At 71.3% G+C, this 25,509-nt stretch carries 21 protein-coding genes; 13 read left to right on the top strand and 8 right to left on the bottom strand.

The window, feature by feature from the left end; translation table 11 throughout:
- The first annotated feature begins 77 nt into the window (after positions 1–77).
- The 3 genes from J7E97_RS25030 to J7E97_RS25020 all read left to right on the top strand — a co-directional run bounded on the left by J7E97_RS25030 (position 78) and on the right by J7E97_RS25020 (position 3,795).
- Entirely contained in the window at positions 78–779 is a 702-nt protein-coding gene (locus J7E97_RS25030; protein WP_215031390.1) for a 4'-phosphopantetheinyl transferase superfamily protein, read from the top strand.
- Positions 780–1,123: 344 nt separating this feature from the next.
- Positions 1,124–3,112, top strand: coding sequence for a discoidin domain-containing protein (locus tag J7E97_RS25025; RefSeq protein WP_215031420.1), 1,989 nt, complete (start codon positions 1,124–1,126; stop codon positions 3,110–3,112).
- A gap of 86 nt (positions 3,113–3,198) precedes the next feature.
- Positions 3,199–3,795 (top strand): TetR/AcrR family transcriptional regulator, encoded by a 597-nt coding sequence (locus J7E97_RS25020; RefSeq protein WP_215031388.1) that lies wholly within the window; start codon positions 3,199–3,201, stop codon positions 3,793–3,795.
- Between the two features lie 67 nt (positions 3,796–3,862).
- On the opposite strand, the gene J7E97_RS25015 is transcribed toward J7E97_RS25020, so the two are convergent.
- Positions 3,863–4,822 carry a LysR family transcriptional regulator gene (locus tag J7E97_RS25015; RefSeq protein WP_215031386.1) on the bottom strand — a complete coding sequence of 320 codons (960 nt, stop codon included), beginning with the start codon at positions 4,820–4,822 and terminating at the stop codon, positions 3,863–3,865.
- A 171-nt stretch (positions 4,823–4,993) separates the two neighbouring features.
- On the opposite strand from J7E97_RS25015, the gene J7E97_RS25010 reads away from it, so the two are divergent.
- Positions 4,994–8,482, top strand: coding sequence for a M28 family peptidase (locus J7E97_RS25010; RefSeq protein ID WP_215031416.1), 3,489 nt, complete (start codon positions 4,994–4,996; stop codon positions 8,480–8,482).
- 112 nt (positions 8,483–8,594) lie between these two features.
- On the opposite strand, the gene J7E97_RS25005 is transcribed toward J7E97_RS25010, so the two are convergent.
- A complete protein-coding gene (locus J7E97_RS25005; RefSeq protein WP_215031384.1) occupies positions 8,595–10,163 on the bottom strand; it encodes a hypothetical protein in 1,569 nt (522 codons plus the stop codon).
- Positions 10,164–10,342: 179 nt separating this feature from the next.
- Positions 10,343–10,537 (bottom strand): hypothetical protein, encoded by a 195-nt coding sequence (locus J7E97_RS25000; RefSeq protein ID WP_215031382.1) that lies wholly within the window; start codon positions 10,535–10,537, stop codon positions 10,343–10,345.
- Positions 10,538–10,763: 226 nt separating this feature from the next.
- On the opposite strand from J7E97_RS25000, the gene J7E97_RS24995 reads away from it, so the two are divergent.
- Together J7E97_RS24995 and J7E97_RS24990 are read left to right on the top strand one after the other, a co-directional pair.
- Positions 10,764–11,858, top strand: a complete 1,095-nt coding sequence (locus J7E97_RS24995; protein ID WP_308346792.1) for a fibronectin type III domain-containing protein — start codon at positions 10,764–10,766, stop codon at positions 11,856–11,858.
- Positions 11,859–11,977: 119 nt separating this feature from the next.
- Positions 11,978–13,999: an NB-ARC domain-containing protein gene (locus J7E97_RS24990; protein WP_215031376.1), complete on the top strand. Its 2,022-nt coding sequence runs from the start codon at positions 11,978–11,980 to the stop codon at positions 13,997–13,999.
- A 149-nt stretch (positions 14,000–14,148) separates the two neighbouring features.
- On the opposite strand, the gene J7E97_RS24985 is transcribed toward J7E97_RS24990, so the two are convergent.
- Together J7E97_RS24985 and J7E97_RS24980 are read right to left on the bottom strand one after the other, a co-directional pair.
- Complete coding sequence (locus tag J7E97_RS24985) at positions 14,149–14,334, bottom strand: DUF5999 family protein (protein ID WP_112449366.1); 186 nt, start codon at positions 14,332–14,334, stop codon at positions 14,149–14,151.
- A 261-nt stretch (positions 14,335–14,595) separates the two neighbouring features.
- A complete protein-coding gene (locus J7E97_RS24980; RefSeq protein ID WP_215031374.1) occupies positions 14,596–15,825 on the bottom strand; it encodes an acyl-CoA dehydrogenase family protein in 1,230 nt (409 codons plus the stop codon).
- A 197-nt stretch (positions 15,826–16,022) separates the two neighbouring features.
- On the opposite strand from J7E97_RS24980, the gene J7E97_RS24975 reads away from it, so the two are divergent.
- A complete protein-coding gene (locus J7E97_RS24975) occupies positions 16,023–16,667 on the top strand; it encodes a TetR family transcriptional regulator (RefSeq protein WP_215031373.1) in 645 nt (214 codons plus the stop codon).
- Between the two features lie 43 nt (positions 16,668–16,710).
- On the opposite strand, the gene def is transcribed toward J7E97_RS24975, so the two are convergent.
- Complete coding sequence (def, locus tag J7E97_RS24970; RefSeq protein WP_215031370.1) at positions 16,711–17,274, bottom strand: peptide deformylase; 564 nt, start codon at positions 17,272–17,274, stop codon at positions 16,711–16,713.
- A gap of 123 nt (positions 17,275–17,397) precedes the next feature.
- On the opposite strand from def, the gene J7E97_RS24965 reads away from it, so the two are divergent.
- The 6 genes from J7E97_RS24965 (at position 17,398) to J7E97_RS24940 (ending at position 22,859) form a co-directional block, all read left to right on the top strand.
- A complete protein-coding gene (locus J7E97_RS24965) occupies positions 17,398–18,636 on the top strand; it encodes a MurT ligase domain-containing protein (RefSeq protein ID WP_215031367.1) in 1,239 nt (412 codons plus the stop codon).
- A 19-nt stretch (positions 18,637–18,655) separates the two neighbouring features.
- Entirely contained in the window at positions 18,656–19,384 is a 729-nt protein-coding gene (locus J7E97_RS24960; RefSeq protein WP_215031364.1) for a type 1 glutamine amidotransferase, read from the top strand.
- Between the two features lie 229 nt (positions 19,385–19,613).
- Positions 19,614–20,642, top strand: coding sequence for a 6-phosphofructokinase (locus J7E97_RS24955; RefSeq protein ID WP_215031361.1), 1,029 nt, complete (start codon positions 19,614–19,616; stop codon positions 20,640–20,642).
- 155 nt (positions 20,643–20,797) lie between these two features.
- Positions 20,798–21,727 carry a cytochrome c oxidase assembly protein gene (locus tag J7E97_RS24950; RefSeq protein ID WP_215031413.1) on the top strand — a complete coding sequence of 310 codons (930 nt, stop codon included), beginning with the start codon at positions 20,798–20,800 and terminating at the stop codon, positions 21,725–21,727.
- 32 nt (positions 21,728–21,759) lie between these two features.
- Positions 21,760–21,918, top strand: coding sequence for a hypothetical protein (locus J7E97_RS24945; RefSeq protein ID WP_215031358.1), 159 nt, complete (start codon positions 21,760–21,762; stop codon positions 21,916–21,918).
- 230 nt (positions 21,919–22,148) lie between these two features.
- The gene (locus J7E97_RS24940; protein ID WP_215031355.1) at positions 22,149–22,859 is read left to right on the top strand and encodes a 1-acyl-sn-glycerol-3-phosphate acyltransferase; all 711 of its coding nucleotides are present in this window, start codon (positions 22,149–22,151) and stop codon (positions 22,857–22,859) included.
- Between the two features lie 73 nt (positions 22,860–22,932).
- Here J7E97_RS24940 and J7E97_RS24935 read toward each other — a convergent pair whose 3' ends face one another.
- Both J7E97_RS24935 and J7E97_RS24930 read right to left on the bottom strand, forming a co-directional pair.
- Positions 22,933–24,612 (bottom strand): alpha/beta hydrolase, encoded by a 1,680-nt coding sequence (locus tag J7E97_RS24935; protein ID WP_215031352.1) that lies wholly within the window; start codon positions 24,610–24,612, stop codon positions 22,933–22,935.
- Positions 24,613–24,827: 215 nt separating this feature from the next.
- On the bottom strand, positions 24,828–25,509 hold a 682-nt coding region (locus tag J7E97_RS24930), incomplete at its 5' end, for an urease accessory protein UreD (RefSeq protein WP_251055094.1).

Raw genomic sequence — 25,509 nt, 5'->3', positions numbered from 1 at the left:
ATCGTCCGCTCCCCGGGCGGAAGCGCGCACGGGTACTCGGCGACGAACCCGGGACACTCTTCATCTACTCTCGCCAGGTGATCAAGTCCTTGAGTCAGCTCGGGCGGGCCGCGCCGCGGACCGGCCCGCTTCCCGTCGGCCCGGCCGTGTCCGTGTGGGCGCTGGACACCACCCTCGACATCGTCGGCGGGTACCGGGTCCCGGACGCGGCGGCGGTGCTGGACGCGGCCGAGGTGGAGCGCGCCGCGAAGCTGCTGCGCGAGGCGGACCGGCACCGCTACCTGACTTCGCACCTGGGCCTGCGGGCGCTGCTGGGCGGCTACCTCGGCCGGGACCCCCAGGCGGTCGAGCTGACCCGGGAGGACTGCCCCTGCTGCGGCGGGCCCCACGGTCGCCCCGCCGTGGTCGGGGGCGGAGTGCACTTCTCGCTCTCGCACAGCGGCGACCTCGCCTACTTCGCCTTCGCCCGGGTGCCCGTCGGGGTGGATGTGGAGGCCGTGCCGGGGCCGGCCGCCACCGACGACGTCCTGACGAGCCTGCACGCGGAGGAGATCGCCGAACTGCGGCCCCTGTCCGACGCCGACCGGCCCTCCGCGCTCGCCCGCGTCTGGTCCCGCAAGGAGGCCTGCCTCAAGGCCACCGGCGTCGGCATCGCCCTCGGACTCGCCGAGCCCTACGTCGGATCCGCCCCCGAACCGGCGCCGGTCCCCGGCTGGATCCTGACGGACCTGCCCTCCCCCGGGGGTTACGCGGCCGCCCTGGCGGTGCGGGACGCCTGAGCCGCGCCACTTCGGCAGGCGGGCACTTGAGGTGACGATCCATCAGGTCATGTGACCCGGACTCTTGACTCTGTACTGCGCAGTAGCGATTCTCGACGCAATGCTTGCGCGGGACATGACAATCACGCGTCGGGGCGGCCGGTCCGGTCCCGCGGCGCACGGCGTCCTCGACCGCGCCCTCCGCCGAACCGAGGACGTGAGTCGTGGCCATGACCCGCCGACCGCACGCGCAACCACAACCACGACCACGGCGACAACCGGCCTCACGGCAGGACCCGCGACCACGACCGCACCGCCGGCGCAAACCGCTCGCCGTCCTGTCCCTGCTCCTCGGCCTGCTGGCCATGGCGCTCGGCCCCGTCCCCGGGGCCTCGGCCGATGCCGGCTGGTGGAACCCCACCGCGCGGCCCGCGCCCGACTCCCAGATCAACGTGACCGGCGAGCCCTTCAAGGGCACCGACGCCCAGGGCAACGTACGGGGCTTCGTGGACGCCCACGACCACATCATGTCCAACGAGGGCTTCGGCGGCCGGCTGATCTGCGGCAAGCCGTTCTCCGACCTCGGGGTGGCCGACGCGCTCAAGGACTGTCCCGAGCACTACCCGGACGGCAGCCTCGCGATCTTCGACTTCGTCACCAAGGGCGGTGACGGCAAACACGACCCCGACGGCTGGCCCACCTTCAAGGACTGGCCCGCCCACGACTCGCTGACCCACCAGCAGAACTACTACGCCTGGATCGAGCGGGCCTGGCGCGGCGGCCAGCGCGTCCTCGTCAACGACCTCGTCACCAACGGGGTGATCTGCTCGGTCTACTTCTTCAAGGACCGCAGCTGCGACGAGATGACCGCCATCCGCCTGGAGGCGAAGAAGAGCTACGACATGCAGGCCTTCGTCGACACGATGTACGGCGGCCCCGGCAAGGGGTGGTTCCGCATCGTCACCGACTCCGCTCAGGCCCGCGAGGTCATCAAGCAGGGGAAGCTCGCCGTGGTCCTCGGCGTCGAAACCTCCGAGCCGTTCGGCTGCAAGCAGATCCTGGACGTCGCGCAGTGCGGCAAGCAGGACATCGACCGCGGCCTCGACGAGCTGTACGACCTGGGCGTCCGCAGCATGTTCCTGTGCCACAAGTTCGACAACGCCCTGTGCGGGGTCCGCTTCGACGAGGGCGCGCTGGGAACCGCCATCAACGTCGGGCAGTTCCTGTCGACGGGAACCTTCTGGAAGACGGAGCAGTGCGCGGGCCCGCAGCACGACAATCCCATCGGGCTGGCTCCCGCGGCCGGCGCGGAGAAGGAGCTGCCGGCGGGCGTGACGGTGCCCTCGTACGCCGCGGGGGCCCAGTGCAACACCCGCGGTCTCACCGAGCTCGGTGACTACGCGGTGCGCGGCATGATGAAACGCAAGATGATGCTCGAGATCGACCACATGAGCGTGAAGGCGGCGGGCCAGGCCTTCGACATCCTCGAGACCGAGTCGTACCCCGGCGTGATCTCCTCGCACAGCTGGATGGACCTCGGCTGGACCGAGCGCCTCTACAAGCTCGGCGGTTTCGCCGCCCAGTACATGAGCGGCTCGGAGGCGTTCAGCGCGGAGGCCAAGCGGACGGATGCGCTCCGTGAGAAGTACGGCGTCGGCTACGGCTACGGCACCGACATGAACGGCGTCGGCGGCTGGCCCGGCCCGCGCGGCGCGAACGCGCCGACCCCGGTGACGTACCCGTTCCGCAGCACCGACGGCGGTTCCGTCATCGACAAGCAGACCACCGGCCTGCGCACGTGGGACCTCAACACCGACGGCGCCTCGCACTACGGCCTGGTGCCCGACTGGATCGAGGACATCCGGCTCGTCGGCGGACAGGGCGTCGTGGACGACCTGTTCAAGGGCGCCGAGTCCTACCTGCGCACCTGGGGTTCCTCCGAGCAGCACAAAGCGGGGGTGAACCTCGCGGCGCGCACGGCCTCCTCCGCGAGCTCCTCGGAATGGAACCCGTTCGTCAGCTACGCGCCCGGCCAGGCCGTGGACGGCGACAAGGGCAGCCGCTGGGCGAGCGACTGGAGCGACGACCAGTGGATCCGGTTCGACCTCGGTTCCGAGAACCTGGTCAAGCGGGTCACCCTCGACTGGGAGCGCGCGTACGGGAGGTCGTACCGCATCGAGGTCTCCACGGACGGGTCGAACTGGCAGACGGCCTGGTCCACGGCTTCCGGTGACGGCGGCCTGGACACGGCGCGGTTCGCGGGGGTCCCGGCCCGGTACGTACGCGTCCACGGAGCGGGACGCGGTACGCAGTGGGGTTACTCCCTGTACGAAGTCGGCGTATACAGCAGCTGACGGCGCCGGAAGGGGGGTGTCCCGGAGCCTGCCGGTTCCCGGACACCCCCCTTCCGGGGCAGCACCGGAGCGAGGGGGAAACGCACATGGCGCGGATGCCGTTGACCGACCGGCGCAGGCAGCTGACGGAGGCGGCGATCCGCGCGATGAGCCGCGACGGGGTGTCCAGGACGACGACCCGGTCCATCGCCGCCGAGGCGGGCGTGTCCCTGAGCGTCTTCCACTACTGCTTCGATTCCAAGCAGGCGCTGCTGGAATCGGTCATCGAGACGATCACCGGCCACTACGTGACGATCGTGAAGGCGGTGATCCTGCCCCGGGACACCCTCCGCGAAACCGTCCGGGCCGGCTTCCAGGCCTACTGGGACCACGTGGTGGCCAGCCCCGGCGAGCACATGCTGACCTACGAGCTCACCCAGTACGCGTTGCGTCAGCCCGGGTTCGAGCACCTGGCGCGTCGGCAGTACGAGCTGTACTGCGAGGCGTACGTCGAGCTGATCGAGGAGCTGCGGCGGACCACGCCGTTCGAACTGGGCGTGCCGGTGGACGTGCTGGCCCGTTACCTGGCGGCCGTGACGGACGGGGTGACGCTGAACTTCCTCGCCGTCGGCGACGAGAAGGCGGCCGCCGGGATCCTCGACCTGATCGCCGACCACGTGGCCGGGCTCGCCCGCGAGGCCTGACTGCGCGCGTACCCCGACGGACGGTCAGGCAGCGGCCCGGAAACCGACGTTCGAGGTTCCCCGGGGCTCAGCCCAGGGCCGGGTGGACCTCCGGATGTTCGTCCCACCAGGCCCGGTGGAAGGGGTTGTTGTCCACATTGGCCAGGTACGCGCGGGCGGCCGAGAGGTAGAAGAGCTCCGCCTGGCGGGCCGAGACCGTCGAGCGGTTCCAGGCGAGGCGGATGCGGCCCGTGATGGGCGCGCCGATCAGGGGGCGCATGACCGTGCCCGCCACCGCCGGTGCGGTGGGCTGGCTGAGGGAGACGACGCGGCCGGCGGAGATCAGGTCGTACTGCATCATCCGGTCGGTGATCCGGTAGCGCAGCGACGGAACGAATCCGGCCTTGGCGCAGGCCTCGACGAGCGCCTCGGGGCCGCCGTCGTCGTCCTCCACCAGCGTCATCCACTGCTCGTCGGCGAGGTCGGCGAGGTCGAGCGCCTCGAGCCGGGCCAGCCGATGGCATGCGGACATCCGGATGCAGAACGGCTCCTTGGTCACCAGGGTCCGGGCCAGGACTCCCGCGGGCAGCGGGACCTCGTGGTCGTTCACCTCTCCGTACGCGATGACGTCGTAGCGGCCCGCGCCGAGCATCCGCACCAGGGCCGTCACCGAGTCCTCCAGGTCCACGGTGATCTCCCGGCCGCCGAGCACCAGGTCCTGCCGTGCGATCAGGCCGTCGATCAGCACGAGCAGGATGCAGCCGAGGCGCAGTGGGGCGTCGGTCGTGCGGGCCCGCGTCTCGGCTCCGAGTGCGTCCATCTCGCTGAGCACCCGGCGGGCTTTGGCGAGGACGAACTGGCCCAGGGGGGTGGGTTCGACCCCGCGCCGGCCGCGGACGAAGAGCTCGCCCCCGGTGACCCGTTCGATCCTGCGCAGCTGGGCGGAGAGCGCCGGCTGGGAGACCCCCAGCATCCGTGCCGCGCCCCCCAGGCTGCCGGTCTCCGCTATCTGACAGACGGCTTGCAGATGTCTCAACTCCAGCTGCATCCCGGCAGCTTACGCAGCGTCATGCGCCCGCACCATAACGCCGGTCTTATGCCGGCAGGGATGTCCCGATCCCGTCATGGACACGCCCATACTCAGCCGCGAACAGCCGGATTCTCATGCCTTTCTCACCCCCCACACGATCGGAGTGGACTCTTGCAGCCCACCAGATGGATGGCCGTCGTCGCGGCCATGGCGCTGACCACGGGCCTCGCGGGCTCGCTGGCCGGCGCCGCTTCCGCCAACCAGGTCTCCGACCCGGCCCCCGGCCGGACCAAAGCCGAGCGGGCCGTCGCCGCGGCGGACGCGGCCGTGCGCAGCGGCCTCGACGCTTTGGTCAACTCCCCCGACCAGCAGTACGACCGGCGCCTGGTCACCCCCTGGGTGCAGGACCTGTACTCGGTCGCGTACGAGCGCAGCTACCGCGGCCTGCCGGTCGTCGGCGGCGACGCGGTGGTCCTCGCCGACGGCGAGGGCCGGGTCCGCGCCCTCCAGTCGGCCTCCTCGACCGTCATCGACGTGGCCGTCACCCCGTCGGTCACGGCGCGGGCGGCCGAGAGCACCGCGCGCGGCGAACTGTTCAAGACCGAGCAGGTGGCGCAGAGCGGCCGGCTCGTCGTCAAGCTCAAGGACGACAAGCCCGTCCTGGCCTGGGAGACCGTCCTCGTCGGCCGGACCCGTACGGCGCCCAGCAAGCTGCACGTCTTCGTGGACGCGCGCACCGGCAAGGTCGTCGACCGCTTCGACGAGGTGGTCGCGGGCACCGGCAACAGCAAGTGGAACGGCCCCAACCCGCTGACCATCGACACCACCGCGTCCGGTGGCACGTACTCCTTGCGCGACCCGAACCGGGCCGGTCTGAGCTGCGCCGACTACAGCTCCGGCACGGTCTTCTCGAAGTCTTCGGACTCCTGGGGCACGGGCAACCCCACCTCCAAGGAGACCGGCTGCACGGACCTGATGTTCGCGGCCCAGAAGCAGTGGGACATGCTGAGCCAGTGGCTCGGCCGCAACGGCGTCAACGGCAGCGGCCGCAGCTTCCCGGGCAAGGTCGGCCTCGGCGACCTGAACGCGTACTGGGACGGCAGCTCGGTGACCATCGGGCACAACCAGGCCAACGAGTGGATCGCCGGCGTGGACGTGGTGGCCCACGAGTACGGGCACGCCATCGACTCCAACACCCCGGGCGGGACCAGCGGGCAGGAGGCCGGGCTCGGCGAGGCCACCGGTGACATCTTCGGCGCGCTGACCGAGGCGTTCATCAACGAGCCCTCCCCGTACGACGTTCCGGACTACACCGTCGGCGAGATGATCAACCTCGTGGGCAACGGGCCGATCCGGAACATGTACAACCCGCCGGCCGTCAACAACGACCCGGCCTGCTACAGCTCCTCGATACCGGGTACCGAGGTGCACGCGGCCGCCGGCCCGCTGAACCACTGGTTCTACCTGCTCGCCGAGGGCACCAGCCCGGGCGGCGGCAAGCCGAACAGCAGCACCTGCAACCAGTCCACGCTGACCGGCGTGGGCGTGCAGAACGCCGGCAAGATCTTCTACGGCGGCATGCTGCTGAAGACCTCCAGCATGTCCTACAAGAAGTACCGGACGGCGACGCTGAGTTCCGCCAAGACGCTGGACGCCACCTGCAACCTGTTCAACAAGACCAAGGGCGCCTGGGACGCCATCAGCGTGCCCGCCCAGAGCGCCGACCCGACCTGCACCCCGAGCGGCCAGAACAGCGACTTCTCGCTCGCGCTGAGCCCGTCCTCGGGCACCGCCCAGCAGGGCGCCTCGGTCACCACCACCGTGAGCACCGCGATCTCCCAGGGCACGGCCCAGCAGGTGACCCTCACCGCGTCCGGCCTGCCGGCCGGGGTGAGCGCCTCCTTCAACCCGGCCACCGTGCAGTCCGGCCAGTCCTCGACGCTGACCCTGACCGCCTCGTCCAGCGCGGCTCCCGGGACCTCGACCGTCGTCGTCAAGGGGCAGGGCAGCAGCCTCTCGCACACGGTCGACTACGCGCTCACCGTCGGCGGCACCACCCCCGGCCCGGGCGCGCCGAACATCGACGTGGCGGCCGTCCAGGCGCACTTGACCCAGCTGAACACGATCGCCTCCCAGAACGGCGGCAACCGCCGTGCGGGCAGCGCCGGCTACACGCAGTCCGTGGCGTACGTCAAGGGCAAGCTGCAGGCCGCCGGTTACACGGTGACCGAGCAGAACTGCACCTCCTGCACCTACCCGTCGAACAACCTGATCGCGGACTGGCCCGGCGGCCCCGCCGACCAGACGATCATGTTCGGCGCGCACCTCGACAGCGTCTCGGCGGGTCCGGGCATCAACGACAACGGCTCGGGCTCCGCGACCCTGCTGGAGAACGCGCTGGCCCTCGCCCAGAAGAACCCGACGATGACCAAGCACGTGCGCTTCGCCTGGTGGACGGACGAGGAGCAGGGCCTCAACGGCTCGGAGTTCTACGTCAACCAGCTCAGCAGCACGCAGAAGTCGGCCATCAAGGCCTACTACAACTTCGACATGGTCGGCTCGACCAACGGCGGCTACTTCATCAACAACCTCAACTCCACCGCCGCCGCGCCGCTCAAGGCTTACTGGACCTCGCTGAACCTCGCCCCCGAGGAGAACGTCGAGGGCCAGGGCCGCAGTGACGACTACTCCTTCCAGCAGGGCGGCATCCCCACCTCCGGCTACGCCGCCGGCGCCAGCGCCCGCAAGACCTCGGCGCAGGCCGCCAAGTGGGGCGGCACCGCGAACGCGGCGTACGACTCCTGCTACCACAGCTCCTGCGACACCACGAACAACATCAGCCCGACCGTCCTCGACCGCAGCGCCGACGGCGTCGCCTACACGGTCTGGAACCAGGCCGTCGGCGGGACCACCCCCGGCCCCGACTTCTCGATCAGCGCCTCCCCGGCCACCGGCAGCGCGAACCCGGGCGGCAGCGCCACCTCGACCATCAACACCGCCACCGTCAGCGGCGCCGCCCAGACCGTCGCCCTGTCCGTGACCGGCGCCCCCTCCGGCGTGACGGCGAGCCTCAGCCCCACCTCCGTCCAGTCCGGCAGCTCCTCGACGCTCTCCGTACAGGTCGGCGCGAACACCGCGCCCGGCACGTACACCCTGACCGTCACCGGCACGGGCTCCGTCAGCCACACCACCACCTACTCCCTGACCGTCGGGGGCGGCGGCACCTGCACCCCGCGCCAGCTCGTCGCCAACGGCGGCTTCGAGAGCGGCACCAGCCCGTGGACGTCCACCGCGGGCGTCATCACCAACCAGGCCGGCCAGACCCCGCACGGCGGCTCGTACAAGGCCTGGCTGAACGGCTACGGCCAGACCCACACGGACAGCGCGTCGCAGTCCGTGACCGTCCCGGCGGGCTGCTCCTCGTACCAGCTCGGCTTCTACCTGCACATCGACACCGACGAGACCGAGAACACCGTCTACGACCAGTTCACGGTCTCGGTGGGCGGCCAGACGCTGGAGACCCTGTCCAACGTGAACGCGGCCTCCGGCTACCAGCTCAAGACGTACGACGTCTCCCGGTTCGCCGGCCAGACGGTCACCCTGAAGTTCCAGGGCGTGGAGGACCCCTCGCTCCAGACGTCCTTCGTCGTGGACGACGTCACCCTCCAGGTGAGCTGACGCCCGCGGCACCCTAAGCCCCCCGGGCGGCACCCGCTCCGGCCACACGGCCGGGGCGGGTGCCGCCCGGCCGTGTGCGGTGTGCGCGGGCCGATCCGTACGCCGCGGACGGTCAGCCGCCGTCGCGGACCGCGACGATGCCGTTGAAGACGCCCACGTACGCCGTGCCGTCGGGGCCGAGGGTGATCGGGGCCCAGTTGTTGTCGTACAGCGGGCCCGTGCCGGTCAGCTGCCGCCAGCGGCGCTCGCCGGTGCGGAAGTCCACCGCCGTCAGGTACCAGGCGTCGATCCCCCAGAAGTTCGGCTCCTTCTCGTAGAAGTAGAGCAGCCCGTTCGCGGTGGAGAGCTTCGGGACGACGGAGGGCGAGCGGATCGCGCTCTGCCAGACCGTGTCGCAGCCGCTGCCGTCGGCGCGGACGTCGATGCGGCTGACGCCGCCGACGACCGACTTTCCGAGGACGAGCGACGTGACGTTCTCGTAGCCGTAGTTGTTCTCGACGACGATGCTGTTGCCCCAGGTGATCAGGGAGTTGTCGGTGGTCGAGGCGCCCGAACCGAAGACCGGGACCTTGCACACCAGACGCTGGTCGGCGGGCACGTCCACGCCCCGCTCGTAGACCAGGACGTTCATCCGGTCGTCGGCGTTGTCGGTGATCGCGACATAGCCGTCGCCGAAGAGGTCCGGGGTGGTGCCCGAACCCTGGTTGACGGAGCCGGGCTTGGTTCCCGTTCCGCGGTCGTACGTCTGGCGCCACTGCGCGACGGGGACGCCGTCGGCGTCGGTGCGGAAGCTGTAGAGCGCGTGGTCGGTGACGATGGAGACGCCGTCCTCGGCCACCGAGAAGGAGTTCTGGATCTCTTCCCCCGCCAGCTGGACCGAGCGGATCCGCGAGGTCGCCGGGTCCACGGTGCCGACGCGGCCCTGGCGGGTGACCCACCAGATGCGGCCGTCCCAGTCGGGCATCACCGAGGTGACGGGGTCACAGGTGCCGGTGGGCCACAGGTTGGTCCAGTCGACGCAGTCGTGCGGGACCTGACCGGTGAGGTCCCAGTCGTCCTCGACCTCGAACTGCCAGCTTCCGTCCGGCTTCTGGACGTGGGAGAGCCGCAGGACGTGCTGGCGGGAGTCGGCCAGCACCGCCCGGTCCTGGTCGTCCAGGTAGAAGTAGGCGCCGCCCGAGGTGTCCTTGAAGATCTTGGAGAAGTCCAGCGAGGTGATCGCCTGGACCGTCGAGGAGCGCTGCGGGAGCTGGTACTCCGCGAGCGTGGCGAGCGTACGGGGGTCCAGCAGTTTGACCTTGAATCCGCCGAAGGTGCCGCACACGGTGACCAGCCGCCCGGCCGAGTCGAAGGTGGCGGTGGCGCATTCGCCGCCGAGGGTGGCGATCTTCTCGCTGGTCACCCGCGGGTTCTTGCCGAGCGGCCCGGACCAGGGGGAGGTGGCGCTGCCGGCAGCGTCGGAGTGCATCCCGCTGCGGCCGTTGGGCGCGAGAAAGGGGTGCTGCGGCGGGGCTTCGCCGGGCAGCGGGGCGGCCGCCGCGGGGCCGCCGTCGTAGTGGCTGACCAGGCGGTGGCCGGGGGCCCGGGGTATCTCCTCGGCGGCGGCGGACGGGACCCCGTACACCACCGCGCAGGCGGCGAGGGCCGGCGCCACAGCGCAGTTCAGCGCTCTTCGGAACATCCGGACTTCCTCCGTTGTCTTCGGCTTCGGCTTCGGCTTCGGCTCTATTGACAGTGCGTATGACATCGCGCCGCGGCCAGACGCTAGATCGCACTGCCCGAGGAGTCCATGGAAGAGCCGGATGATTCACGAAGGCGCAACAGTCGATCACCGCGCGCGGGACGGCGGGAGCCGCCGGCCTACGGCTTGAACCCGCCGACCACTTCGGCCGTGGCCGAGAAGCCGTTGTGGATGGTCGCGGCCAGGCTGCTGCTCGCGAGGTAGAACCCGAGCATGACGCAGACGAGCGCGTGCGACAGCTTGAGGCCGCCGCCGCGCATGAAGATCCACGCGAGGACGAGGAGCAGGACGACGACGGAGAGGGAGATCACCATCGGAACACCTCCTTACGCCGCGCCATGGTGGCGCAGGAGGAGGACTCTTCGAGCGAAACCGGCGTCCGCCAAACGGGTGTTGACCGTCCGTGACCGATGCCCGGTCCTTGACGATCTCGCGCGCAGAGGTCTTGCCCGGCCACCGCGCGACGTGCCATATATGTCTAGACCTTTACGAGGAGCGAAGCCGGGAGAGCCGGAAAGCCGGAGGAAGGGGGCACCCGCCGTGCGCGACCCCGCAGCAGGCCCCGCACGGGCGTCCGCACGGCCCACCACGCGGCCCTCGCCCCCGGCCGCACGCCGGACCCCGCTCGCCGCCCTCGTCCGTGCCCGGGCCCTCACCCGGGCTTTGACCCTCGCCCGCACCCTGGTCCTCGCCCTGGCCCTCGCGGCAGCCGCCCTGACCGCGTGCTCCGCCGCCGACACCACGCCACCGCCCGCCCCCGGCGGGCTCACCGCCCAGGCGGGCAGCGCCACTTCGGTCCACGTCATGTGGGGCCCGCCCGCGCCCGCCGACGGGGTGGCGGCCTTCCTGGTGTTCCAGGCGGACCGCCTGGTCCGCGAGCTTCCCGCCGACAAGACGATGGTGGACGTCACCGGCCTCACCCCGCGGACCGCCTACGGGTTCACCGTCCGGGCCCGGGACAGCGCCGGGAACACCTCGGCGCCCAGCGCGGCCGCATCGGCCACCACCCCGGCCGCCCGGGCCGAGGACCGCGGGGCCCCGGCGGCCCCGCCCAGTACGGCGGGCCGCGCGCTCGGGCCCACCTCGGCCCGGCTGACCTGGGCCCCGGCCTCCGATGACACGGGCGTCACCGCCTACGACGTCTACCAGGGGGCGGCCCGGATCCACACGGTCGGCCCCGGCGCGACCGGGACGACCTTGGAGGGCCTCCAGCCGGACACCCTGTACGCCTTCACCGTCCGGGCGCGGGACGGCGCCGACAACTCCTCCCCCGACGGACCGCCGGTGGACGTGACCACCCCGGCCGGACCGGGGCAGCGACCGGACACCGCCCCCCGCGAGTTCACGGCGGCCGCCTCGGCGGGCGCGGTCACCCTGTCCTGGACCGCACCGCCGACCGGGCGGGAAACCAGCGAGTACGAGCTCTACGTCAACGGGCGGCCCACCACCGTCATCCAGTTCGGCGCGGGCGCGGTCCCGGCCGGCCGGGCCGAGCACCGCCTCGCGGTCACCGAACCGGCAGGCACCGTATGGACGGTGAAACTGCGGGCGCGGCTGCCCGACGGCAACTGGGGAGCCTTCTCCGAGGAACGGCGGATCACGCTCGCCCAGCCGGACCCCGTCCCGTCGATCTGACCCGAAGGACACTGCGGCGGACGAAGTTGGCGCACAATACATGCGTGTTCGGTGAGTACTCGGTCAACAACAATCAGGCAGATTCCTCAGGTGGCGCCCCTGAGCCAGACTCTGGCGCCGTGCCGGGAAACCTGCCGCCGGAGACGGCGAGCTTCGTGGGCCGCGCGCACGAACTCGGCCTCCTTCGCGAACTGCTGGGCGGGCAACGGCTCGTCACCCTCACGGGCGTCGGCGGCGTCGGCAAGTCCAGGCTGGCCCTGCGCGCCGCCGGGGACCCGCGCCGGCGTCCCCGCGACGGCGTCTGGTGGGTGGAGCTCTCCCCGCTGCGCGACGGCGACCTGCTCACCACCACCGTCGCGCACGCCATCGGTCTCGCCAACCAGTCCCCGCACCCCCTCGACGAGGAACTGTGCGCCTGGATGGCCGACAAGGAACTGCTGATCGTCCTCGACACCTGCGAGCACCTCGTCGCCGCGTGCCGCCACCTCGTGGGTGAACTCCTGCAGTCCGCCCCCGGCTTGACCGTGCTGGTCACCTCCCGCGAGCCGCTCGGCTGCCCCGGCGAGCAGGTGGTCGAAGTCAGCCCGCTCCCGTGCGACGGGCCCGACAGCGACGCCCTCGCCCTCTTTCGGTCCCGGGCGCTCGCCGCCACCCCGCAGGCCGAGGACGCCTTCGCGGACCCGGCCCGGGCGGCCGTCGCCGCGGAGGTGTGCCGCCGCCTCGACGGGATCCCGCTCGCCCTCGAACTGGCCGGTGCGCGCATGCGGCTCTGGACCCTGGAGCAGATGGCGGACCGCCTCGGCGTCCGCTTCGACCTGTTGGCCGACACCTCCGCGCCCCGGGAGCCCCGGCACCAGACCATGCGGACGGCGATCGGCTGGAGCCACGAGCTGTGCGAGCCCCTCGAACGGCTGCTGTGGGCCCGGCTCTCGGTCTTCACCGGGGACTTCGACATCGCCGCGGCGCGGTCGGTCTGCTCGGGCGGCCCGCTGCCCGCGGTGCGCGTGGAGCGGGTGCTCGCGGGCCTGGTCGCCAAGTCGGTGGTGCGGTGCACGCGCGAGCGCGGCGCGGGCGCCCGCTACCGGCTGCTGGACACGATCCGCGAGTACGGACAGGACTGGCTGGCGGAGCTCGGCGAGGTGCGGGTCCTCGCCGACCGCCACGCCCACTGGTACGCGGCGCTCTCCCAAGCCGCCGACCGGGGCTGGATGGGCCCGTCCCAAGTGGACTGGTACCTCAGGATGACGGCGGAGCACGCGCAGTTGCGCACCGCCTTGGAGCACCTGCTCCGCTGCGACCCTACGGCGGCCCTGGAGACGGCCGGGGCGCTGTGGTTCTTCTGGTTCTCGTGCGGGCACGTACAGGAGGGCCGGGCCTTCCTGGAGCGGGCCCTGAAGCAGGCCTCGCCCGCGGGAGCCGCGTACACCCAGGCCCAGTGGGCGCTCGGGCTCACCGCGCTGCTCCAGGGCGAACTGGAGACGGCCGAGGCGGTCGGCGAGGAGTGCACCCGCTCCGCGGCCGCCCTGGCCGACCCGGAGCCGGAGCTGCGCGCGGCCTACCTGCTCGCGGTGGCGGTGCTGATGCCCGGCGATCCCCTACGGGCCCTCGCGCTCGTCGGCCCCCGGGCCCGCGCGGGCCACGGCGGCCGCCCCACGGGCCCCGGCTGGCTGCTGTGCCGGCTGGCCACCGGCTACGCCCTGTGCGACCTCGGGCGCTTCCAGGAGGCCCTGCTGGAGGCCCAGGGCCTGCGCGAGGCGTGCGCCGAGCTCGGCGAGCGCTGGCTGCGGACGTACGCGGACTACATCCTGGCCTTCGCGTCCTTCGGGCTCGGCCACCACGCGGAGGCGGCCCGGCACGCGCGGGCGATGCTGTCGGGCAAGCGGCTGCTGGGCGACCGCTTCGGGATGGCGCTCGGCCTCGACCTGCTCGCGGCGGCCGTGGCGGCCATGGGCGACGGCGAACTGGCGGCGCGGCTGCTGGGCACGGGGCACGCGTGGTGGCGCACGGTGGGCAGGCCTCAGATGGGCTCGCCCTCACTGACGGCGCTGCGCGACGAGGGCGAACGGCAGGCCAGGGCGGCGATCGGCGACGAGGCCTACGAGAGCGCCTTCCTGGGCGGTGCCGCGGCGCCCACCGGCTGAGGCCCGGCCGCTGGGCGTCACCGATCCGGCTCCGGTCCTCGCGTCAGTACGGGAGGGGCCTGCCCGACGGGGTGCGCAGGTCCAGGTCTCGGGGTGCGGGCTTGGGGACGGGCTTGCGGATCAGCTGCTGGCGCATGCTGCCTCCTGGCTCAGACCAGGGCCGGGCGGCGGGGTTCCACCGTTCGGCCGTCGGGGAGCAGTTCGCCGGTGTCGTCGAACACGACGGCGCCGTTGCAGAGCAGGTTCCAGCCTTGTTCAGGGTGGAAGGCCACGGTGCGGGCGGCGTCGTGATCGGCGCTTTCGGCCGTAGGGCAGGGGGGCTGGTGGGAGCACATGGCGCACCTCCTCGCAGAGTGGGGCGGGAGGGCCGGTGGTCACCCGGTCGAATCCGCGATCCACGGTGGCGGTGAGTATCGCTGATCGCCACCCCTGGGCGGAACCCATATTCGCCGTCCAGTTCAGGGTGTGTATGCCCGATTACGATGCGCTCATGCCCGCTATCCGGATCATTCGCCGAACTCCTGCGGAAACGGCGCGTACGCCGGCGCCCCCGCACACCGCGAGGTGTCCGGGGGCGCCGGCGCCGCGAGCCCGGGTCAGCGGATGGGCATGTCCGAGATGGTGCGGGCGATCACCAGACGCTGGATCTCGCTGGTGCCCTCGAAGATGGTGTAGATCGCGCTGTCCCGGTGCATGCGCTCCACCGGGTACTCGCGGGTGAATCCGTTGCCGCCGAGGATCTGGATCGCCTGCCCGGTGACCTTCTTGGCGACCTCGCTCGCGAAGAGCTTGGACATCGAGCCCTCCGCCGAGGTGAAGGGCTTGCCGGCGACGGCCATCCAGGAGGCCCGCCACACCAGCAGCCGGGCCGCGTCGATGGAGGTCCGCATGTCGGCGAGCTGGAAGGCGACGCCCTGGTTGTCGATGATCGGCCGGCCGAACTGCGTACGGGTCTTCGCGTAGTCCAGCGCCACCTCGTAGGCGGCGCGCGCCGTGCCCACGGCCATGGCGCCGACGGCGGGGCGGGAGGCCTCGAAGGTGGCCATGGCCGCGTTCTTCACGCGCTCTCCGCCGCCCGCCCGGGCCCGCTCGCGGGCCCGCGCGAGGCGCTCGTCCAGCTTGTCCTTGCCGCCGAGCAGGCAGGAGCCGGGGATCCGGCAGTCCTCCAGGACCACCTCGGCGGTGTGCGACGCGCGGATGCCGTGCTTCTTGAACTTCTGGCCCTGGGAGAGGCCGGGGGTGTTCGGCGGCACGATGAAGGAGGCGTGGCCCTTGGTGCCGAGCTCGGGGTCGACGACGGCCACGACGATGTGGACGTTGGCGATGCCGCCGTTGGTCGCCCAGGTCTTGGTGCCGTTGAGGACCCATTCGTCCTTGGCCTGGTCGTAGACGGCGCGGGTGCGCATGGCGCCGACGTCGGACCCGGCGTCGGGCTCGGAGGAGCAGAAGGCGGCGACCTTCACGTCGTCGGGGGTGCCGTACATCTGCGGGATCCAGGTCCCGATCTGCTCCTCGGTGCCGTTGGCGACGACGCCGATGGCGGCGAGTCCGGTGCCGACGATGGACAGCGCGATGCCCGCGTCGCCCCAGAACAGCTCCTCCATGGCCATCGGGATGCCGAGGCCGGTCGGGTCGAAGAACTGCTGGGCGTAGAAGTCGAGCGAGTAGATGCCGACCTTCGCGGCTTCCTGGATGACGGGCCACGGAGTCTCTTCGCGCTCGTCCCATTCCGCGGCGGCGGGGCGGATCACGTCGGCGGCGAAGCCATGGATCCAGTCCCGTACCTGCTTCTGGTCGTCGTTGAGCTCCATGGTGAACTCCGCCATGTCCCCTCCAGTTTTCGTGTCGCAACGTCCGCACCATCAGTTACCAACGGTAACCCTTACGGTGATCCCAGTGTGTTACCGGCCGGTAAGCACTGTCAAGCAGCGCCGATGCCGTGCCTCCGATGAGATCGCCGGGGTGGGTGGGGTGTTACGTTGCGTGGGCGTCACGCACATCGCAAGGGCGGGGAGAGAACACGTTGGAGACCACACAGCAGGCCGGCGAACCGGGAGCGGGCGAGCGCCGTCGGCGGGAGCTGCTGGAGGCTGCCGACCGGGTCGTCCTCCGGGACGGCCCGAAGGCGTCCATGAACGCGATCGCGGCGGAGGCAGGCATCACCAAGCCGATCCTCTACCGCCACTTCGGCGACAAGGCGGGCCTCTACCAGGCCCTCGCCGTCCGCCACACGGACGGCCTGCTCGACTCGCTGCGCGCGGCGCTGGACGCCCCCGCGCAGCGGCGCAGCCGGGTGGAGGCCACGCTCGACACCTATCTCGCGGCCATCGAGGCCCGCCCGCAGGTCTACCGCTTCCTCATGCATCCCGCCGAGGACACCCAGACCACGGAGCGCGGTTTCGACGTGGGCCTGCACTCGGCCCCGCTACTGCGCCGCCTCGGCGAGGAACTGGCGCAGGTGATCGGTGAGCGCGTGGACCTCGGCCCCGGCGGCGAACGCCTGGCCCGGATCTGGGGGCACGGCATCGTCGGCATGATGCACGCGGCGGGCGACTGGTGGCTCGGCGAGCGCCCGTGCGAGCGCGCGGAGCTGGTCGCCGGCCTGACCGACCTGCTGTGGGGCCGCCTGGCCACGGCCGGCAACCGCGCTGACGGCCCCGGCTTCTGAGGCCCCGGCGCCCGTGAGGGGGCCCGGCTCATCAGGGCCGGGTTCACTCCCCCAGCGCGTGGATCCCCGCGGCGCCCCAGTCCGTCTTGCGGATCTGCCGGCGCAGCTTGCGGGCCCGCAGCCCCGTCACCCGGTCCGCGTAGACGGTTCCGGTCAGGTGGTCGCACTCGTGCTGGAGGCACCGGGCGAAGAAGCCGGTCCCCAGGATCCGCACCGGCGCCCCGTCCGAGGTGACGCCTTCGACCACGGCCTGGTCGAAACGGAGCGTGCCCGCCTCCAGGCCCGGCAGGGACAGGCAGCCCTCGGGGCCGGCGTACTCCTCCCCGTCGGTGCGCACCAGGCGCGGGTTGACCACGTGTCCGACGTGCCGGACGTCCTCGTCGTCGGGGCAGTCGTAGACGAACACCCGTTGCCCGACGCCGATCTGGTTCGCGGCGAGGCCGACGCCCTGGGCGGCGTACATCGTGGCGAACATGTCCTCGATGAGCCGGTCGAGAGCCGGTCCGAACTCGGTGACCTCCGCGCAAGCGGAATGGAGCACCGGGTCGCCCAGCAGGCTCATGGTGCGGACGATGCCGGAGGTACCGGGGAGGGGGCGCTGTCGCATGGCCGTAAGGGTACGACGGGCGACTATATGAGGAGATCTTCGGCGGACCGGGGGCGCCGCGGTCGGGGCGCGGGCCGGTACTGGATAGGCTGGGGGCGACCGACGCAAGGAGGACAAGGGACGATGGCAGGCAACACAGAGCCGCTTTCGCCGCGGGCCAAGCTGGCCGTGACGGCGGGCAAGGCCGCAGCGGCGGTGTCGCGGGCCGCGGGACGCGGAAGCGGATCGGTGATCGGGGGCAAGGTCGCGCTCAAGCTCGACCCCGATCTTCTCGGCGCGCTGGCGCAGCATCTCGACGTCGTCCTCGTCTCGGCGACGAACGGCAAGACCACGACGACCCGGCTGATCGCGGAAGCCCTGCGGGCCAGCGGTCCGGTCGTCTCCAACGCGCTGGGCGCGAACATGCCCGCGGGCATCACCTCCGCCCTGGCGGGCGGTTCGGACGCCCGTTACGGCGTCATCGAGGTGGACGAGAAGTACCTGGCCGGAGTGGCCCGCGACGTCACCCCCAAGGTGATCGCCCTGCTCAACCTCTCCCGCGACCAGCTGGACCGCGCCGCCGAGACCCGCATGCTCGCGGAGAAGTGGCGCGAGGGCCTCTCGGGCTCCAAGGCGGTGGTCGTCGCGAACGCGGACGACCCGCTGATCGTGTGGGCGGCCTCTTCCTCGCAGAACGTGGTGTGGGTGGCCGCCGGCCAGGAGTGGAAGGACGACGCCTGGTCGTGCCCCTCCTGTGGCGGCGTCATGCAGCGCCCGGGCGACGACTGGTTCTGCGGCGAGTGCGGTTTCCGGCGCCCCACCCCGAGTTGGGTGCTCTCCGGCGACCACGTGCTCGACCCGCACGGCAGCGCCTGGCCGATCAGCCTCCAGCTGCCGGGCCGCGCCAACAAGGCCAACGCGGCCATCTCGGCCGCCGTCGCCGCCGTCTTCGGTGTTCCGCCGCAGGTGGCGCTGGAGCGGATGTACCAGGTGCAGGCCGTCGCCGGCCGCTACGACGTGGTGAGCTTCCAGGGCCGGGAACTGCGGCTGCTGCTCGCCAAGAATCCGGCGGGCTGGCTCGAGACGTTCTCGCTGATCGACCCGCCGCCGACCCCGGTGATCCTGTCGGTGAACGCCCGCGGTGCGGACGGCACCGACACCTCCTGGCTGTGGGACGTGGACTACCCGCGCCTGGCCGGCCACCCGATCTTCGTGATCGGCGACCGCAAGCTCGACCTCGCGGTCCGCCTCGAGGTCGCGGGCCTGGACTTCCGGGTGTGCGAGACCCTCGACGAGGCCGTGCAGCTGGCGCCGCCCGGACAGATCGAGCTGATCGCCAACTACACCGCCTTCCAGGACGTGCGCCGCCGCGTCGGCAACTAGCACCCATAAGGAAAAGAGCATGAGCGACAACAGCCTGCGTCTGGTGTGGGTCTATCCCGACCTGCTCAGCACGTACGGAGACCAGGGCAACGCCCTCGTCGTCGAGCGCCGGGCCCGCCGGCGCGGCCTGGACGTGCAGCGCGTGGACGTGCGCAGCGACCAGCCGATCCCCACCTCGGGCGACATCTACCTGATCGGCGGCGGCGAGGACCGGCCGCAGCGCCTGGCCGCGGAGCGGTTGCTGCGCGACGGCGGTCTGGAGCGGGCCGTCTCGAACGGGGCGATCGTCTTCTCCGTCTGCGCCGGGTACCAGATCCTGGGCCAGGAGTTCGTCAACGACGTCGGCGAGCGCCAGGAGGGCCTCGGCCTGCTGGACGTGGTGACGGTGCGCGGCGAGGGCGAGCGGTGCGTCGGCGACGTCCTCGCGGACATCGACCCGCAGCTCGGCCTGCCACAGCTCACCGGCTTCGAGAACCACCAGGGCGTCACGCACCTCGGCCCGACGGCGAAGCCGTTCGCCCGCACCCGGCTCGGCCGGGGCAACGGCACCGGCGACGGCACCGAAGGCGCGTACAACGACACGGTGTTCGGCACCTACATGCACGGTCCCGTGATGGCGCGCAACCCGCAGATCGCGGACCTGCTGCTGAAGCTGGCCCTCGACGTGAACGCGCTGCCGCCCATCGACGACCGCTGGTACGAGGCGCTGCGCGCCGAGCGCATCGCGGCGGCCACGCAGCCCGCGTAGCTCTCGTAGCCCGCGTAACCCGCGTAGCCTCCACCGGCACCCGCCGCGACCCGGCGTTCGGCCCGGATTCCCCTCGGGGATTCCAGGCCGACGTGTTTTCGTACGGCTGACCTGACCAGCATGTGGAGGATGGTTCAGTCCACCGGGGATCGACTTGTAGGGTGCAGGGTAGTTCCAACCGGACGACGTGGTCCGGTCATCGGCCCACGTTGCAAAGGTCCTCCCTGCCATGCGCATAGGTGTCCTCACTTCCGGAGGCGACTGCCCCGGCCTCAATGCCGTCATCCGCTCCGTCGTGCACCGCGCCGTCGTCGACCACGGTGACGAGGTCATCGGCTTCCACGACGGCTGGCGCGGTCTGCTGGAGTGCGACTACCGCAAGCTCGACCTCGACGCCGTGAGCGGCATCCTGGCCCGCGGCGGCACGATCCTGGGCTCTTCCCGGGTCCAGCCCGCCCATCTGCGCGACGGCGTGGAGCGGACCCGCGGCCACGTCGCCGACCTCGGTCTGGACGCCATCATCCCGATCGGCGGCGAGGGCACCCTGAAGGCCGCCAACCTGCTCTCGCAGGGTGGCCTGCCGATCGTCGGCGTCCCGAAGACCATCGACAACGACATCGCCTCGACCGACGTCACCTTCGGTTTCGACACCGCCGTCGGCGTGGCCACCGAGGCGCTGGACCGGCTGAAGACGACCGCCGAGTCCCACCAGCGCGTGATGGTCGTGGAGGTCATGGGCCGCCACACCGGCTGGATCGCCCTGCACTCGGGCATGGCGGCCGGCGCGCACGCGATCGTCGTGCCGGAGCGCCCCTTCGACATCGAGGAGCTGACGACGATCGTCGGCGAGCGCTTCTCACAGGGCAAGCGGTTCGCGATCGTCGTGGTCGCCGAGGGCGCCAAGCCCGCCGCGGGCAGCTCGATGGCCCTCGAAGAGGGCGGCACCGACGTGTACGGGCACGAGCGCTTCGCCGGGATCGGCAACCGGCTCGCCGTCGAGCTGGAGGACCGGCTCGGCAAGGAGGCCCGCCCCGTCATCCTGGGCCACGTCCAGCGCGGCGGCACACCCACCGCGTACGACCGGGTCCTCGCCACCCGCTTCGGCTGGCACGCGGTGGAGGCGGCGCACCGGGGCGAGTTCGGGATGCTGACGGCGCTGCGCGGTACGGACATCGAGATGGTGCCGCTCGCCGACGCGGTACAGACGCTGAAGACCGTTCCGGCCGAGCGGTACGCCGAGGCGCAGAACGTTCTGTGATTCTGTGATTCTGTGATCTTTCCCCTTTTCCACGTGTCACTCCCGTAATGGCCGCCCCCGGACGATTTCGCGTCCGGGGGCGGCACTACTGTGGTGGGGCACCACGGGTCAAGGGAGTGAAGAGATTGAGTTACCTCGCGCACGCCGGCATGGACATGGACATGGACCTGCCGCCCTTCACCCTCGAGCGCGGGCTGGAGTTCTCCTTCGACGCCTTCTTCCTGATCGGCTCGCTCGTGGGCCTGGCCCTGTACGGGTGGGGCGTGGTGCGACTGCGCCGGCGCGGCGACTCCTGGCCGGTCGGCCGGGCGATCGCCTTCACCATCGGCGTACTGACCGTGATGCTGGTGATGTGCACCGGGCTGAACGACTACGGCATGGTCATGTTCAGCGTGCACATGGTGCAGCACATGGTGATCAGCATGCTCACCCCGATCCTGCTGCTGCTCGGCGCGCCCGTGACGCTGGCGCTGCGCGCCCTGCCGCCGGCCGCCCGCGGGAGCAAGGGGCCGCGCGAGCTGCTGCTGATGCTGCTGCACAGCCGCTACATGAAGGTGATCACCCATCCGGTGTTCACGATCCCGATGTTCATCGCGAGCCTCTACGGCCTGTACTTCACCCCGCTCTTCGACTTCCTCATGGAGTCGAAGACCGGGCACATCGCGATGATGGTGCACTTCCTCGCCGTCGGCCTCGCCTTCTTCTGGCCGATCATGGGCGTGGACCCGGGCCCGCACCGACCCGGCTACGTGATGCGCATGCTGGAGCTGTTCGCCGGGATGCCCTTCCACGCCTTCTTCGGCATCGCGCTGATGATGGCCAGCCAGCCGATGATCAAGACGTACGCGAACCCGCCGGCTTCCCTCGGCATCGACCCGCTGCTCGACCAGCAGTGGGGCGGCGGCATCGCCTGGGCCTTCAGCGAGATCCCCTCCGTGCTGGTGCTGATCGCGCTCGTCTACCAGTGGTACCACTCGGAGCAACGGGCCGCGAAGCGCTCCGACCGGGCCGAGGACCGCAACGGGGACCAGGAGCTGGCGGCCTACAACTCCTATCTCGCCTCTCTTCAGGCGCGTGGGCAGTAGCGGAGTACCCCTTTCGCGCGCCACCATGGGGCATGACCGGATCCGTGAAGGCGATGGCCGTGATGACCTTCGCCGCTCTGGTGGCTATTGCCACGTATTCCGTGGCCCTCGGCAGCAACGGCTGGCTGTGGTTCGCCTGGGTCGTGCTGGGGCTCCTGACCGCGGGAATGGCCGCCTCGCGCAGCGCGTGAGCGGGCGCTTCCCCGCGCTGCGTCCGTGACGATCCCTCCATGGCGGAACTGAGCGAACCGCTCCCCGTGGACGCGATCCCCTCCGGCCTGCCCGCTGATGATCACCGGCTCCGCGCCGAGCCTGCTCTTGACACTCCTCCCGAAGGATCTCCGGCCCGCCGCCCCCTCCGGTCCGGGCCTGACCGTCCGTAGGATGTCCGTGACAACGGGATGTCGACGGGAGCGGCCTGGTGTTCTACCACTTGCTCAAGCACGTGATCCTCGGGCCGCTGCTGCGGCTGCTGTTCCGGCCTCGCATCGAAGGACTGGAGAACATCCCCGAGGACGGGGCCGCGATCATCGCGGGCAACCACCTGTCCTTCTCGGACCACTTCCTGATGCCCGCGATCCTCAAGCGGCGCATCACCTTCCTCGCGAAGGCCGAGTACTTCACCGGGCCCGGCCTGAAGGGGCGGCTGACCGCCGCCTTCTTCCGCAGCGCCGGACAGATCCCGGTCGACCGCTCAGGCAAGGACGCCGGGCGGGCCGCGCTCCGCGAGGGGCTCGGGGTGCTGTCCAAGGGCGAGCTGCTCGGCATCTACCCGGAGGGCACCCGCTCGCACGACGGGCGGCTCTACAAGGGCAAGGTGGGCGTGGCCGCGATGGCCCTGGGCGCGCGGGTACCGGTCGTACCGTGCGCGATGGTCGGCACCTTCGAGATCCAGCCTCCCGGGCAGAAGCTCCCGAAGGTCCGGCGGGTCACGATCCGCTTCGGCCGGCCACTGGACTTCTCCCGGTACGAGGGGATGGAGGGCGAGCGCTCCGTGCTGCGGGCCGTCACCGACGAGATCATGTACGAGATCCTCGAACTGTCCGGCCAGGAGTACGTGGACCGGTACGCCACCGAGGTCAAGGCGGAGGAAGAGGAAGCGCGGAAGAAGGCCCGGCGCAAGACGCGCTGAGCCTTCTCCCGCACTGGTGCCGCCGTTTCGGCTACCGGATGTCCGCTACCGGATGACCGTTAGCGGACGCCCGTTAGCGGACGGCCGGGAGCTCGTCGACCGCCGGGAGGGCGGAGGCCGGGGCTTCGGCGAGCGACTTCGCCGCCGCGGCGGCCGGAGCCACCGGGGTGGCGTGCGGTGCGCACTTCACGTCCTGGGCGTCGACCTTGCCGGTGAGCAGGTAGGCGTCGACCCGGGTGTTGATGCAGGGGTTCACCAGGCTGGTGACACCGTGCGAACCGGCGTTCTGCTCGGTGATCAGACGCGAGCCGGCGAGCCGCTCGTGGAGCGAGACCCCGCCCTTGTACGGCGTGGCCGCGTCCCGCTCGGACTGGACGATCAGGACCGGCGGCAGGCCGCGCTTGGCGCCGACCCCGACCTCGATCGGGTTGCTCTGCTTGGACTTCCAGGTCGCGCAGGGCAGGTTCATCCACGCGTTGGACCAGGTCAGGAAGGGGTACTTGGCGTGGAGCTTGCTGTTGTCCCGGTCCCACTTGGTCCAGCTGGTCGGCCACTTGGCGTCGGCGCACTCCACGGCGGTGTAGACGGCGTTGCCGTTCTCCGACGCGATGTTGCCCTGGATGTCGGTCATGTCCGGGGCGATGGCGTCGATCAGACCCTGCTCGTCACCGGCCAGGTACGCGCTCCAGGTCTGGGCGACGGGCACCCAGGAGGAGTCGTAGTACGGGGCGCTCTGGAAGAAGCCCAGGAGCTCCGCCGGACCGACCACGCCGCCGAGCGGGTTGGCCTTGGCCTTCGCGCGCAGTTCGAGCCACTTGGCCTCGACCTTGGCGCGGGTGTCGCCGATGTGGAAGACGGCGTCGTTCTTGGCGACCCAGTCCTGCCAGTCGTTCCAGCGCATCTGGAAGGCGACGTCCTGGCCGAGGTTGGCCTCGTACCAGATGTTGTCGCGGTCCGGGTCGACCACGCTGTCGACGATCATGCGGCGCACGTGGGTCGGGAACAGGGTCGCGTAGACCCCGCCGATGTAGGTGCCGTAGGAGACGCCGAGGAAGTTCAGCTTCTGCTCGCCGAGGGCGGCACGGATGACGTCCAGGTCACGCGCGGTGTTCGGCGTGGTCATGAACGGCAGCATCTCGCCGCTGCGCTCCTTGCAGCCGTCCGCGTACTCGGCCGCCAGCTTGCGCTGGGCGCGCTTGTCGGCCTCGCTGTCCGGGACCGGGTCGGCCTTGGGGGCCTTGACGAACTCCTGCGGGTCGATGCAGGAGATCGGCGCCGAGTGGCCGACGCCGCGCGGGTCGAAGCCCACGAAGTCGTACGCCTTGGCGGTGTTCACCCAGAGCGGGCTCTTGGTGGTGACCCGGCGCGGGAAGCGCATGCCGGAACCGCCGGGGCCGCCGGGGTTGTAGACGAGCGCGCCCTGGCGCTCCTCCTTGGTGCCCGTGTTGCCGATCCGGTCGACGGCGATGTCGATGGTCTTGCCGAACGGCTTGCTGTAGTCCAGCGGGACCTTCACATAGCCGCACTGGATGGGCGCTTCGAAGCCCCAGCCGGCCGGGCAGGCCTTCCAGTCGATCCCGGCGCGGGCCGCGCGGGCGGCGGCGATCTGCGTGCCGACCGCCTCCACGGTTCCGTTGTCGCGTCCGGACGGGAAGGTCTGGGACGCCGATGCGGACGGGGCGAGCAGCAGGCTCGCCGCCAGCGTGCCGGTGATCAGTGTGGCGGCGCTCCCCAGCGCCGCGTTGCGTATCACGTGGTTGTTCCCCCTGCGTCATCTGCCGCTGTGGGCGGCGTGGTTCGGGTGGGTCATGGGTGAACCGGTATGGACGTGCAAGGGGATACTTCCGCTTGAACCGGAGCATGCGACAGAGCGCGGCCCCGTTCTTTGCCAACCCGATATCCGGAAGTGCGTGTACCGCTGAGCGGTGTCTGGTTCGTCCCGGGTTCGGACGTCGTTCTGCGGGGGCGTCACCAACCGTAGGCGGCGCAGGCCGTGTCGAGCAGTTCGCGCAACCGCAGCCCGTCCGGGGCCAGGGCCGTGACCAGGACCGCCGGACCCGCCAGCGGGGTCACCGCCGCGAACTCGCCCAGCATCCGGGCCTGCGGCGGGGCCGCCTCGAACTCCGGGTCCACCACGAGGAGCTGCCCGATCGCCCGGTGGCCCGCCAATCCCGCCGGGCCGTCCCAGCCGCCCGGAGCGCCGGGGCCGCAGGTCAGCCCCTGGTCCAGCAGCGGCCGCCCGGACCGGGTCACGGTGAGCCGGCTGCGCAGCAGGCCGGGGGCCTCCCCGGTGCGGCCCAGCACCTGCTCCTCGCGCAGCAGGAGCCGGGCGGTGGGAGCGAGTTCGGCACGGGTGCGGACCCGCAGGTCGCTGCCGCGCACGGAGACGAGCGGTTCCGGTAGCCAGCGCACCGCCGACTCCCCCGCCAGCGTGAGCCGTACGTCGTACCGTGCGGGTTCCCCGCCGCGGCCGGGCAGTGCCAGGGTGGCCGCCGCCGAGCGCAGCACCAGCCGGGCGCCCGGGCCGGCGTCGGCCTCGATCACGAGCTGGTCGCCGCCGAGGGGGGCGCTCATGGCGCCGACCAGCATGACCCCCGCTTCGGCCCCCTCGCCCCGGGTGCGGCGCAGCGCGAGCGGCCCCTCCCCGGCC

Origin of the sequence: Streptomyces sp. ISL-66 (assembly GCF_018614135.1) — a bacterium.
In the GTDB taxonomy this organism is placed as follows: domain Bacteria; phylum Actinomycetota; class Actinomycetes; order Streptomycetales; family Streptomycetaceae; genus Streptomyces.
This window is presented reverse-complemented; position numbering and strand designations above follow the sequence as displayed.

Coding starts and splice junctions, on each gene's coding strand:
- J7E97_RS25010 (WP_215031416.1), top strand. CDS start 4,994: ATGGCCGTCGTCGCGGCCATGGCGCTGACCACGGGCCTCGCGGGCTCG.
- J7E97_RS25005 (WP_215031384.1), bottom strand. CDS start 10,163: ATGTTCCGAAGAGCGCTGAACTGCGCTGTGGCGCCGGCCCTCGCCGCC.
- J7E97_RS24955 (WP_215031361.1), top strand. CDS start 19,614: ATGCGCATAGGTGTCCTCACTTCCGGAGGCGACTGCCCCGGCCTCAAT.
- J7E97_RS25025 (WP_215031420.1), top strand. CDS start 1,124: ATGGCGCTCGGCCCCGTCCCCGGGGCCTCGGCCGATGCCGGCTGGTGG.
- J7E97_RS24980 (WP_215031374.1), bottom strand. CDS start 15,825: ATGGCGGAGTTCACCATGGAGCTCAACGACGACCAGAAGCAGGTACGG.
- J7E97_RS24945 (WP_215031358.1), top strand. CDS start 21,760: ATGACCGGATCCGTGAAGGCGATGGCCGTGATGACCTTCGCCGCTCTG.
- J7E97_RS24950 (WP_215031413.1), top strand. CDS start 20,798: ATGGACATGGACCTGCCGCCCTTCACCCTCGAGCGCGGGCTGGAGTTC.
- J7E97_RS24960 (WP_215031364.1), top strand. CDS start 18,656: ATGAGCGACAACAGCCTGCGTCTGGTGTGGGTCTATCCCGACCTGCTC.
- J7E97_RS25015 (WP_215031386.1), bottom strand. CDS start 4,822: ATGCAGCTGGAGTTGAGACATCTGCAAGCCGTCTGTCAGATAGCGGAG.
- def (WP_215031370.1), bottom strand. CDS start 17,274: ATGCGACAGCGCCCCCTCCCCGGTACCTCCGGCATCGTCCGCACCATG.
- J7E97_RS25000 (WP_215031382.1), bottom strand. CDS start 10,537: ATGGTGATCTCCCTCTCCGTCGTCGTCCTGCTCCTCGTCCTCGCGTGG.
- J7E97_RS25020 (WP_215031388.1), top strand. CDS start 3,199: ATGGCGCGGATGCCGTTGACCGACCGGCGCAGGCAGCTGACGGAGGCG.
- J7E97_RS24965 (WP_215031367.1), top strand. CDS start 17,398: ATGGCAGGCAACACAGAGCCGCTTTCGCCGCGGGCCAAGCTGGCCGTG.
- J7E97_RS24985 (WP_112449366.1), bottom strand. CDS start 14,334: ATGTGCTCCCACCAGCCCCCCTGCCCTACGGCCGAAAGCGCCGATCAC.